The organism is Streptomyces amakusaensis, from assembly GCF_039532665.1.
In the GTDB taxonomy this organism is placed as follows: Bacteria; Actinomycetota; Actinomycetes; order Streptomycetales; family Streptomycetaceae; genus Streptomyces; species Streptomyces amakusaensis.
In genome coordinates, this window is sequence record NZ_BAAASB010000048.1 from 1 (window position 1) to 12860 (window position 12860).

At 70.2% G+C, this 12860-nt stretch carries 6 protein-coding genes; 2 read left to right on the forward strand and 4 right to left on the reverse strand.

Going from position 1 to position 12860, the window contains the following annotated elements; translation table 11 throughout:
* The 3 genes from ABD371_RS35380 to ABD371_RS35390 form a co-directional block, all read right to left on the reverse strand.
* Positions 1-3715, reverse strand: a 3715-nt coding sequence (locus ABD371_RS35380; protein WP_344486755.1) for an amino acid adenylation domain-containing protein, incomplete at its 3' end; no start/stop codon positions are given.
* A 45-nt stretch (positions 3716-3760) separates the two neighbouring features.
* On the reverse strand, positions 3761-5101 hold the full coding sequence (locus tag ABD371_RS35385; protein ID WP_344486757.1) for an aminotransferase-like domain-containing protein: 1341 nt from the start codon (positions 5099-5101) through the stop codon (positions 3761-3763).
* Complete coding sequence (locus ABD371_RS35390) at positions 5098-5343, reverse strand: MbtH family protein (protein WP_344486760.1); 246 nt, start codon at positions 5341-5343, stop codon at positions 5098-5100. Before ABD371_RS35390 ends, ABD371_RS35385 begins: the two co-directional genes overlap by 4 nt.
* A gap of 501 nt (positions 5344-5844) precedes the next feature.
* Here ABD371_RS35390 and ABD371_RS35395 point away from each other — a divergent pair.
* The gene (locus ABD371_RS35395; protein ID WP_344486763.1) at positions 5845-6789 is read left to right on the forward strand and encodes a helix-turn-helix transcriptional regulator; all 945 of its coding nucleotides are present in this window, start codon (positions 5845-5847) and stop codon (positions 6787-6789) included.
* On the opposite strand, the gene ABD371_RS35400 is transcribed toward ABD371_RS35395, so the two are convergent.
* A complete protein-coding gene (locus ABD371_RS35400; protein ID WP_344486766.1) occupies positions 6783-8117 on the reverse strand; it encodes an MFS transporter in 1335 nt (444 codons plus the stop codon). The genes ABD371_RS35395 and ABD371_RS35400 overlap by 7 nt on opposite strands.
* 395 nt (positions 8118-8512) lie before the next feature.
* Between ABD371_RS35400 and ABD371_RS35405 the strand changes: the two genes are divergently transcribed.
* Positions 8513-12860, forward strand: a 4348-nt coding sequence (locus tag ABD371_RS35405; protein WP_344486770.1) for a non-ribosomal peptide synthetase, incomplete at its 3' end; no start/stop codon positions are given.

The window sequence follows — 12860 nt, forward strand, 5'->3', positions numbered from 1 at the left end:
AACCCGACACCACACTCCCCGGATCCGACTCCACCCCCAACACACCCGCCTGCCACAACGTGTAATCCACGTACTGCACCGGCAACCCCTCCCACACCGGCACACCACCACCCACCCGCACCCCATAAGCCACCGACAAATCCCGAGACAACGGACCCATCGACCACCCATCAGCAGCCACATGATGCAAAACCAACACCAACACCGAGTACTCCGGAGTGATCACGAGATGCGCGTGAATCGGGAGGTCGGTGGCGAGGTCGAACCGGTGGGCGCTGTGCTCGGCGACGATTCGGCCGACTTCGGCAGGCGCGCAAGAGGTCGTCGTGAGCGTGACCGGCCGGGGGGCCAGCACCTGCTGCACAGGCTCGCCGTCCACGGTGGGGAAGACGGTGCGCAGCGCCTCGTGGCGGGCCACCACATCGGAGAGCGCGGCAGCCAGGGCGTGGGTGTCGAGCTGCCCCGACACCCGGTTCACCAGGTGCAGGTTGTAGGTCGCGGCGCTGTTGTCGACGTGGTGGAGGAACCACAGCCGGCGCTGGGCCGGGGAGAGCGGCAGCCGGGCGGGCCGGGGACTCACCGCCGTCGGAGGAGGAACCACGGCGGGCCCGCCGGTCTTCGCGGTCCGCCCGATCCCCGCCACTGTCGGGTGCTCGAACACGGTCCGCAGGTCGACGGTGAGGCCGAGCACGGCCCGGATCCGGTTCACGAGTTTGACGGCCAGCAGCGAGTGGCCGCCGAGGTCGAAGAAGTCGTCGTCGACCCCGACCCCCGCGACACCGAGCACCTCGGCGAAGAGCCCGCAGAGCACTTCCTCGCGCGGAGTGCGCGGACCACGGCCCGTCGCCTCCCGGGCGGGCGCGGGCAGCGCGTCGCGATCGAGCTTGCCGTGCGCGGTCAGCGGCAGCGAGTCCAGCGCCACGACGGCGGACGGGAGGAGGTATTCGGGCAGCCGCTCGCCGAGTGTGCTCCGTACCTTGTCCGGATCGACCGCGCCGGTGATGTAACCGACGAGCCGGCGGTCGCCCGGCCGGTCCTCGCGCACGATCACCGCCGCCCGGTCGACGCCGTCCACGGCGGCCAGTGCCGCCGCGACCTCGCCCGGTTCGATCCGGAAACCACGGATCTTGACCTGGTCGTCGGCCCGTCCGATGTACTCCAGCGTGCCGTCCTGCCGGTATCGGACCAGGTCGCCGGTGCGATACCGGCGTGCCCCCGGAAGGCCGGACGGGTCGGCGACGAACCGGGCCGCCGTCGCGGCGCTCCGGCCGGCATAGCCGAGGGCGACGCCCTCGCCTCCCACGTACAACTCGCCGACGACACCCGGCGGCACCGGCCGCAGCGCCGGATCGAGCACCTGGAGCGTGACGTTCCCGACCGGTCGGCCGATATGGGGTCCGCTGCGGCCGTCGATCCGGGCGATGGTGGCGTCGACGGTCGTCTCGGTCGGCCCGTAGAAGTTGTACGCCACCACATCGGCCTGCTCGGACAGCCGCGACCACAGCTCGTCGTCCACCGCCTCGCCGCCCACCGCGAACACACGTGGCCGCCGTTCCCGCTCAAACAGCCCCGCGTCGATGAGCGGACCGGCGAAGGACGGCGTGGTGACCAGCACATCCAGGCGCGCGTCGGCGAGATGCCGCACGAGCGCCGCCGGATCGCGACGGGTGTCGTCCGCCATCAGATGCAGTTCATGACCCGCGATCATCCACAGCAGCGGATCCCAGGACGCGTCGAACGTCATGGCCGCGATCAGTCCGACGCGCAGCCTTCCGCCGTCGGCGACGGGTGCCAGTGTGGTGGTCACATGGTGCTGGAAGAGGTTGGCCAGCGCGCTGTGCCGCACCAGAACGCCCTTGGGGCGTCCGGTCGATCCGGAGGTGTAGATCGTGTACGCGGGGTCCAGCGGCGAGGGGGCCGAGAGGGCCGGGGGAGCCGTCGCCCGGCCGTCCCCGTGGGCCGCGCCGATCGCCTCGTCCAGCGTGAGCACCGGCGCCGGGCCGGTGCGGAGACGCCTGCCCGCGCCGTCGGTGAGTACGACGGCGGCCGCGCTGTCCGACAGCATCCAGGCGGTACGGTCGGCCGGTGCCGCGGGGTCGACGGCGAGGTGCACACCGCGTGCCTTGAGTACGCCGAGCAGCGCGACGACCGAGTCCGTGGAGCGGGGCAGTGTCACCGCGACCACCGTGCCAGGCCCGACCCCGAGCGCCGTCAGCCCGGCGGCCAGCCGGGTCGACCGCTCGTCCAGTTCGGCCCGGGTGAGGGCTGTGCCGCCGTACACGACGGCCGTGCCACCGGGGTCGGCCGTGACACTCACGGCGAAGGCGTCGAGCACGGTCGCCGGTCCGGGGGCCGCCGGGTTGCGGCCCCACCGCTCCAGCCGCTCCCGCTCCGGGGCGGTCAGCAGATCGACGTCGTTGATCCGTGCCGCCGGGTCGTCGGCGACCGCCGTGAGCATGCGGACGAGCCGCTCGCCCAGAGATCGCACGGTGTCCCGGTCGAAAATGTCGACGGCGTGGCCCACCATGATGTCGAGGCCGTCCGGTGATTCGACGGCCGCGAATTCGAGGTCGAACTTCGCGATGTACAGACCGGTATCGGCGGGCTCGCACTCCAGCCCGGGCAGCGCGAGGCCGCCGCCCTCGCCGCGCACCGTCGATGTCAGCAGGATCTGGAACAGCGGGTGGGAGCCGGGTGACCTGGCGGGCCGCAGCTCCTCGACCAGACGGTCGAAGGGGACGTCCTGGTGCGCGTACGCCGACAGAGCGGTGTGCCGCGCCCGGCCGAGCAGCTCCTCGAACGTGGGGTTGCCCGAGGTGTCGGTGCGCAGCACCAGCGTGTTGACGAAGAATCCGACCAGGTCGTCGAGCGCCTCTTCGGTACGGCCGGCGGCCACCGTGCCCAGCGGGATGTCGGTTCCGCAGCCCAGCCGGGTCAGGGACGCGGCGAGCGCGGCCTGTACCACCATGAACAGGGTCGCGTGCTGGGCACGGGCGATCTCCCGCAGTCGGTCGGCGGTGTCCGGACCGAGGCGGAAGGTGACCGAGTCGCCCCGGAAGGAGGGCCGGTCCGGGCGGGCGCGATCCCTCGGCAGCGGGAGTTCCCCGGCCAGTCCGGCCAGCGTCTCGCGCCAGTGGCCGAGCTGACGGGACACCTCGCTGTCCGGATCGGACGGCTCGCCCAGCAGCTCGTGGTGCCACAGGGTGTAATCCGCGTACTGGACGGGCAGCGGCTCCCAGTCCGGCGTCCGGCCGGCGGTCCGGGCCCCGTAGGCGTGCGCCAGGTCGGTGGCCAGCGGTCCCATCGACCAGCCGTCCGCCGCGATGTGGTGCAGCACCAGCACGAGGAGCGCGTCGGTCTCGCCGGTGCGCACCAGATGGGCGTGGACGGGCAGATCGGTCGCGAGGTCGAACAGATGCTCACTGTGCCGGGTGACGACGGCCGCCGCCCGCTCCGCCGCGCACCGGGTGACGCCGATCCGGACCTGCGCCGGCTCCGCCGGCAGCACCACCTGGACCGGCTCGGCGTCCTGCTCCCGGTAGACGGTCCGCAGCACCTCGTGCCGGTCGAGCACGTCCCCCAGCGCGGCCTGGAGCGCCGCCAGGTCCAGCTCGCCCTGTACGCGTGTCACCACGGGGATGTTGTAGGTCGCGCTCGGCCCCTCGAGCCGGTGCGCGAACCACAAGCGACGTTGTGCCGGCGACAGCGGATACATGGGGCAGCCCTCTCCTACGGCATCGCGCTGGCTTGAGGCGATGGGTCAGTGGTCGCGGTACTCGCGGAGGAACGCCGCGAGGTTGTCCAGCCCTGTTTCGATTTCTGCGGGGGTGACATGGCTGACCGACAGCCTGATCTGGTTGACCGGAACGCCGTCCCCGTAGAAGTGGTGCATCGGGGTCCACAGCACGCGATGGGCCCGCGCGGAGTGTTCGAGCACCCGGTCGTCCACCGGGAAGGGCACGGTGAGTACGAGGAAGAATCCGCCGCCGGGCACGTTCCAGCTGACCTCGGGGTGCCGGTCCGGCGGGAATCTGTCGCGCAGTCCGTCCAGCATCAGCCGCAGATTGTCGCGGTAGGTCCGCTGCTCGCGGACGTTCCCGGCGCGCAGGCTGAAGTCGTGTTCCAGCAGCTTGCCGCCGATCACCGCCTGGGTCAGCGGTGAGGTGTTGACCGTGAGCATGCTCTTGATCCGGCCGAGCTGGTCGGCGAGCAGCTCCTCCCGGCCGTCCGGCGTGGTGACGCGCTGGTCGGCCACCACACAGCCGACCCGCGCGCCGGGCAGCGCCGTCTTGCTGAACGACCCGAGGTAGACCACCCGGCGCTCGGTGTCGAGCGCCTTGAGCGTCGGCGGCCCGGGTTCGCCGTCCGAGGTGAACAGCCCGTACGGATTGTCCTCCAGCAGCAGGAAGTCGTGCTCGGCCGCCAGCCTCAGCAGCCGCAGGCGTGCTTCGAGGCCGAGACTGGCCCCCGAGGGGTTGGCGAAGTCGGCGACCACATAGAGGGCCCGCACCCGGCGGCCCGAGGCGGCCACCTCGTCGAGCCGGCGCACCAGGTCGTCGAAGTCGATGCCCTCCGGCGAACCGGCCACGGGCAGCACCGGCATGTCGACCAGCTGTGCCGCGCCCACCGCGCCGACATAGGTCGGACTCACCGCGAGCAGCACATCGTCGGAGGTGCGCCGCAGTACACGGAGTGTCAGGAACAGGGCCTCCTGGCAGCCGACCGTGACCACGATCGACTCGGGGTCCACCGTGATGTCCTCGTCGACCGCCAGATTGCGGGCGATCAGATCGTGGATGATGCCCTTGGTCCGGCCGTACTGCATGATCTCGCGGTCGGCGCGTGCCTCGTCACCGTCGAAGAGGGTCAGCAGATGCTCACGGAACCGGTCGAGGTAGCGGTGTACCGCGTCGATGCCGAAGAACTCCTCGGTGGGCCGGCCCGCGGCGAACGAGATCGCGTCCGGATAGCGCTGCGCGATCTCGTTGAGGAAGTTCATCGACTCGGCCAGGGGATGTCCGAGCGAGCTGTGCAGCTCTTCCAGCGGTATCGCCCCGGTCGGGTCCGTGACGGCCGCCGCGTTCGGTGCTTCCGTGCTCATGAAGTCGGGGAGCCGGCCGGCGAGCCGCTCCCGGTGTTGCTCATGGCCTCGACCAGTCCGGCCGGCCGCATATCGGTCCAGTTGTTTTCCACGTAGTCGAGGCACTCCGCGCGGGATGTGTCGTCCAGTATCACCCGCCATCCCTGCGGAACATCCGCGAACGACGGCCACAGAGAATGCTGACCCTCGTCGTTGACCAGCACCTTGAAAATTCCGCTGTCGTCGTCGAAAGGATTCATCAATTCATCTCCTCAGTGATCCGGGCAGTTTATCGGCGACCGGGCGATCAGGAAATAAGTGACGCAGGGGAGAGTGAAATAAATTCTGGCCACAGCCTAAAAGCTTCGCGCTCGTCCGGGCAAGCGGCCCCGAGAAGTCGCGGCTGTCAGGTAGATGGCTCGCGGCACGCCGGGCGGGGGCGTTTAGCGGGCCCCTTCCTGGCTCTCTCGGCAGGGTGTTTGCATGAAGTGGACATCCGGACTGGGTGGTTCAGCGGGCGCGTGGCAGGTCGGTGAGGGTGGGGAGGCGGTGCTGGGTGACGGGTCGGCAGCCACTCCGGTTGACCGTCGCTGAGCGGATTCGCCCAGTACGTACAGGGCCGCCAGGGCGGTGAAGATAACGGACAATACGCCCGCCAGTCGTGAAAACAACCGCCGTTGAGCAGGCATGAAACCCCAGGCCCAAGCCTCTACTGAGAGTTTCTGCCACATCGGAGCGGTTCAGGTTACAGTGACCTCCACCTCATGCCGACGACGGTCCGGCACAAGGGCGCAAGAAAGAGAAGTGGCTGCAAGGGTGTAATTGAGAAGTGCGGAAAGGTTAGTGAAATGCTATTAGGCGGATCAGATCCGGCCGTCCTTCCCGAGCGGCCGAGACTGTTGGGCGTGCAGGGGTCGGAAACCTCGGGCACGTCCGACATCGAGTCTGCGATCGAAGGCGCACGACTTCTCCTGCTCGACGCCTTGATAACCTCCCGGCGCGAGCGATTCATGTCGACCACACCAGTGGAAGCCAGCCAGTTCCCCCTGTTGCTGAGTCAGCTCATGCGGAGTGGACCGGAACAGGCCCTGCCGGTTCAGGTCATCTGTGGATCCCTCGACGGTCTCGCGCAGCAGATGGGCGCGGATCCGGTCGAGCTGCTGTGTCGAGAGGTGCTCGACCGCGGCCACCGGCTGATGATTTTGCACCACGATCTGGCCGCGCTGCGAATACCGGACCTCCAGCGGCTGGCCGTGCTGGCCGGCGCGGGCGCCGATGTCCGACTGCTGCCACGGAGCCTGCCCACCGTCACGGTGGTGGGCACCGAGTCCGCCTTGTTGCACACCTCCCTTGACTGTCCTGAACAGGCCCTGCTCATCCGGTCGCCGGAAACGGTTCGGGCGCTCCAGCGAATGCATGACGGCCTCCGCGATCTGGCGGTGGATTTCCGGCTGGTCAGACAGGCGGTTCCGGTGCTGCTGCGACCGAGCCCGCTCGCCGAGGTTCTGGAGAAACTGTGCGCGGGGATGAAGGACGAGAGCGCGGCGCGGCAGATGCGGGTCTCCGTTCGCACCTACCGGCGCTATGTCGCGAATATTCTCAAGACCCTCGATGTGACATCCAGATTCGAGGCCGGCATGCGGGTGTCCCAACTGGGTCTGACCGACCTCGGGCGACGGCTGTCACCAGTGAGCGAATTGGTTCAGTGATCTGACCGCCCCACCTCGGCGGGCCATGCCGTAGCGCGAAAATCTCTGCTGGCCAGCGCGGCGAAGAACACCACGGTGAGCAAGGCCGCGATGGCGATCAGTATGACCGGCGGAGACAGGAAGTCGAGCAGGACTCCGGCGAGCAGCGTGCCCCCGGCGGCACCCAGACCCCACAGGGTCATCACTGCCGATATCACCCGGCCACGCTGCTCGTCCGGAACCTGACGGAACATCACGACATCGACCAGCACCCGCATCGCCGGGACGGCCAGCATCGTCAGAAACAGCACGGACGCGGCCCACCAGGGGCCCAGCGAGAGGCCGAGCAGACAGAGCAGTACGGCCACCGAACCGGCCTGGCCGAGCATCAACGCGGCCGGTGGAAGACGGTGCAGACGGGTGACGAGCGCGGCACCGGCGAGCCCGCCGAGCGCCAGACCCGCAGTCGCCACACCGATCAACGCCGAGGATATTTCCTGGCGTTGTAGTTGTACCACAACTATCAATATCATCGGAGCGGTGGCCGAGTTCATCACAGCGGTGAACAGCGTGGTCCTGCGCAGCAGCGGGTTCCGCCACACGAGCGCTATTCCGCCGAGTATCCGGCGCAACGCCGAGGAGTCCTCCTGAGGTGGTGGCGGCGGCGGTGCCGCTTCCGGCGCGGCTGCCGCGGCCTCCCCGTCCGTCTTGCCGGAAGCCTTCGGCCGCATCAGCGCCACACAGACGATCGACACCACAAGCGTCAGCGTGGTCGCGAGGAAAGGCACCGCACGGCCAACGGCGAACAGCGCGCCACCCAGTGGGGGACCGGCCAGTGAAGCGCCGTTGATCCTGACCTCTTCCCTGGTCAGCGCCGCAGTCAACTGCTCGGGCGGCACCACCGTGCGGATCAGCAGCATCCGCGCGGTCGCCGCCAGCGGTCGCATCGCCCCCATGACGGCGGCGACGGCCAGCAGATGGGCCAGCACCAGCTGATCCGTCAGCTGCGCCAGAACGATGCTCCCGATGGCCACCGCGCGCAACGACTCCACGATGAGCAGCAGCGCCCGCCGGTCGAAACGATCGGCCAGCTCGCCGGCCGGCAGCCCCAGCACCAGCGCGGTCGTCATCTGCACCGCCCCGACCAGCCCGGCGGCCGCGGGCGATCCGGTGACAGCCAGCACGAGCAGCGGAAACGCCAGATCGGCGGTCTCCAGCCCGAGCGTGGAGAACGCCGAACCGGTCCACAGCAGCTGAAAGCCACGGTTCCGCCCCAGCGGAACCGGTTGGCTCCGCCGCTCCGTCGTCACCGCCTCACCCCCGCCGTCTCGTGCTTCGCTCTCTGGCATCAGCCACTCTCCTCGGGGTCGCGGTCGGGGTCGGGGACTGGGTCGGGGACTGGGGAGCCGACGAGACTCCGCCGGGAGAGGTCATCGACACGACCACACTCCCGCAAAGCCCACCCCCTCGCGCCCGGCCGGGCCCCAACCGTCATGAAGGTGACGGTTACCCGGCCCCCCGCCGGAGCCGCCGAATGCCGGGGACCCGCACAACACACACCGGACGTCAGCTAGTTGTCATAACGCCGGAAACTCTTGGAGGCCGCGCCGCTACATCCCTACTGTCTGGATCGTCCGCCCCACCGGGCGTCGTGCGACAGCGCACCACTGGGCGCAGTCCCACCCGGCACATCACCTCGCGGAACCTCGTGGACCCCGTTCCCGCAAACAGACCAGGAGAGTGCATGTCGAGCGCCGCCGATGCCAAGCGCGACCACACGAACGGTCTCGTCCCCGGAAACACGACCCCGGCATCGGCATCCGCCCCGGTGGCGTCCGGCACCGGACAGCGGGACATCGGACAGCGGGACACCGGACAGCGCAACAGCGCCGAGATCTGGCCCGCCGAGCTGATGCCGATCGCCGAACCCACCCGGGCGGCACGGCTGAGCACGGCCCCCGACGGCGCTCCCCAGGTCACCGTCATCGAACTGCCGGACGCGCTCGCGAAGCTGGCCGAGCAGGCCGACTGCACACCCGCGTCCGCCGTGTCCGCCGCGCTCGGCACCGTACTCGGCGCGCTGCTCGGACACCGAACGGTGGTCATCGACCTCGCCGACGGCGCGCCCGCCACCCCCCTCGTACTGACGCCCGGCCCCCACCTCTCCTTCGCCGGCCTGCTCACCGCGGTGCGCGCCCAGCGACGGCGGACCCAAGGCCACGAGCCGTCCGCGCCGACGACGGCCGACGACGGCCTCACCCTCACCGACGTACTCGTCACCACCGGCGGGACACCGCCGCGCGGCCGCCACACACTGGTCGGAGTCCTGCCGCCGAACCGGCCGGGACACCTGGAACTGCACGGCGGCGGCCCGACGGGCCCGGCCGTCCACGACCTCGGAGACCGGCTGGCGACCGTACTCGCACGACTGACCGACCACCCCCACGAGCCACTGGCCCGGCTGGACCTGCTCAGCGCCGACGAGCGCGGCGCCGTCCTGGGCGACTGGAACGGTCTGCCCGACGTCGAACCCCGCCTGCTGCACCGGCTCTTCGAGGACCAGGCATCCCGCCACCCCGACACGATCGCGGTCGAGCACGGATCGCTACAGGTCACCTACCGCGAACTCAACCGGCGGGCGAACCGCCTCGCGCGATTCCTGACCGGCCGGGGCGTCGGACCCGACGTACCCGTCGTGGTGTCCATGAGCCACGGCGTCGACCTGGTGACGGCGCTGCTCGCGATCACCAAGGCCGGCGGAGTCTACGTACCCCTCGACCCCGCCTATCCCCTCCCGCGCAAGCGCTTCGTCCTCGACGACACCCGGCCGCTGCTGACCCTGGTCGACCAGCCCGACCGGCTCCCCGGAAACGACCACATCGTCCTCGCCGACGTGGACACGACCGGCCACCCGGACAGCGACCTCACCGACGCGGACCGCTCCGCACCCGGACACCACAGCCACCTGGCGTACGTGATCTACACATCGGGCTCCACCGGCACGCCGAAGGGCGTCGCACTGGCGCACACCGGCCTGACCCGCCTGGTCCACCGCCACCGCCGCTACGTCAGCACCGACGCGAGCCACCGCGTCCTGCAACTCGCCTCCATCGCCTTCGACGGTTCCGTCTGGGAAATCATGATGGCCCTGCTGAACGGCGGAACCCTCGTGGTGGGCGACCCCGAGGCACTCCTGACCGGCACCGCCGCCGCCACGGACATCACCCACGCCACCGTCACCCCCTCCCTGCTCTCCGCCCTGCCCACGGACGCGTTCCCGGCGGGGGCCACCCTCATCACCGCCAGCGAGGCATGCACCCCCGCACTCGTCGAGCGCTGGACCCGGGAACACCGGCTCATCAACTCCTACGGCCCCACCGAGACCACCGTCTCGACGGCCAGCGGCCCCCTCACCGCCGGAGAACCGGTCACCGTCGGCGGACCCATCGAAGCCACCCGCGTGTACGTGCTCGACGGAGCACTGCGCCCCCTGCCGCCCGGGACCGCCGGGGAGCTGTACGCGGCCGGCCCCGGACTCGCCCGGGGATACCTCAACCGCCCCGGTCTGACCTCGGGAAGCTTCGTCGCCAACCCGTTCGGCGGGCCCGGCGAACGCATGTACCGCACCGGCGACCTCGTGCGCTGGACCCACCAGGGCCGCCTGGAGTACCTGGGCCGCACCGACGAGCAGGTGAAGGTACGCGGATTCCGCATCGAACCCAGCGAGGTGGAGGTCGCGCTCACCGGCGTGCCGGGAGTGGACCACGCCGCCGTCCTCGTCCAGCAGGACGACCGGGGGGACAAACGCCTGGTCGCCTATCTGGTGCCCGACGGCGAGCCCGGCGCGGACACCGACCGTGCCGAGCGCGCCGACCGTGCCGACCGGCGCGTCGAAGAATGGCGCGAAGTGAGCGACGCCCACTACCGCACCATCGGCGACGAGGAGGCCCCCGGCGACGACGACGTCTTCGCCGGATGGACCAGCAGCTACACCGGCGAGGACATGGGCGACGAGGAGATGCGCGAGTGGCGTCAGGCCACCGTGGACCGCATCCTCGAAGCCAGGCCCGCGCGCGTCCTGGAGATCGGCGTCGGCACCGGCCTGATCATGTTCCGTACCGCGCCGCACTGCCAGGAGTACTGGGGCACCGATCTGTCACCCGTGGTCGTCGGCCATCTGAACGGGCGGGTCGCCCGCGTCCCGGAACTCGCCGGCCGGGTGCGACTGCACAGCGCGGGCGCGCACGAACTCGAAGAACTGCCGCAGGAGTACTTCGACACCGTAGTCATCAACTCGGTGGCCCAGTACTTCCCCAGCGCCGAATACCTGACCGAGGTCGTACGCGGCGCACTCGGGCTGCTCACCCCCGGCGGCCGTCTCCTCCTCGGCGACCTGCGCAATTTGCGCCTGCTGCGCACCTTCCACACGGCGATCGCACTGACCGCCGCCGACCCCCTCGCCGACCCGGCCTCGATCGCCCGCGCGGTGGACCGGCTGAGCGCGGGGGAGAAGGAACTCCTCGTCGACCCGGACCTGTTCGCCGCGCTCCGGCGCACCGAACCGCGCATCGGCGCGGTGGACATCCAGCTCCAGCGCGGCACCTTCCACAACGAGCTGACCCGTCACCGCTACGACGTGGTACTCCACCGAACCTCCGGCACGGAGACCGCCCGGCCCGCCGACCACCACCGCCCACTCCGCTGGGGCGCCGGGATCAACAGCCTCGAACAGCTCGCGGAGACACTGGCCACCGCACCGGCATCCACCCCGACGCACGTACTCGGCATGCCCAACGGCCGGCTGTACGGGGAGAACAGCGCGCGCCGCGCCCTGGAGGCCGGCGCGTCGCCCGCCGAGGCCGCCGCCCTGCTGACCGCCCCGCACACCGCACCCGACCCCGAGGAACTGCATGCCCTGGGGGAGTCGTTCGGCCTCGCGGTGCTCACCACCTGGGCGGGCGACGCCGACGACGGCAGCATGGACGTGGTCTTCCACGACCCGGCGCGAGCCACCCCTGTGGCAGCACCGCCGTACACACCGCGCGACCAGTCCTCGCCGCTCCACTCGTACACCAACAATCCGCTGCGACGGCTGGCCGAGGACGAACTCGTCGCCTCCGCCAGAACCCATCTGCGACGACTCCTCCCGGCCCACATGGTCCCCAGCGCGTTCGTCGTGATGGACCACCTGCCCATGACCACCAACGGAAAGCTCGACCGACGGTCCCTGCCCAAGGCCGACTTCACCACCCGCACGGACTCCCGCGCCCCCCGGACGCCCGCCGAGGAGATCCTCTGCGGAGTCTTCGCCGACGTCCTCGGTGTCGCGGGGGTCGGGGTCGACGACAACTTCTTCGAGCTGGGCGGCCACTCGCTGCTCGCGACCCGGCTGATCAACCGGATCCGTACCCTGCTCGGGGCCGGTCTTGAGGTGCGCACCCTCTTCGAGACACCGACCGTCGCCGGACTCGCGACCCTCCTCGAAACGGCCACGACGGCCCTCCGCCCTGCTCTGACCCGGACCGAGCCGAGGCCCGAGACGCTCCCGCTCTCCCCGGCCCAGCGCCGGCTGTGGTTCCTGCACAGCGTCGAAGGCCCGACCACGACCTACACGGTCCCGCTGGTGACACGAGTCCGGGGCAGGCTGGACCGGAACGCGCTCGACGCCGCGCTCTCCGACGTGGTGACCCGCCACGAGGCGCTGCGCACCGTCTTCCCCACGGTGAACGGCGAGCCCGTGCAGCGAGTGCTCCCGGGCGGCCCGGGTTCGCTGACCGCCACCTGGCTCGAATGCCCGCCCGGGCAGGCTGACGCCCTGGTCGCGAAGGAGAGCGCCCACGTCTTCGACCTCGCGGTCGACCTGCCGGTGCACGCGGCGGTGGTGTCGTCCGGTGAGGACGAGTCGGTGTTGGTGTTGGTTTTGCATCATGTGGCTGCTGATGGGTGGTCGATGGGTCCGTTGTCGCGGGATTTGTCGGTGGCGTATGGGGTGCGGGTGGGTGGTGGTGTGCCGGTGTGGGAGGGGTTGCCGGTGCAGTACGTGGATTACACGTTGTGGCAGGCGGGTGTGTTGGGGGTGGAGTCGGATCCGG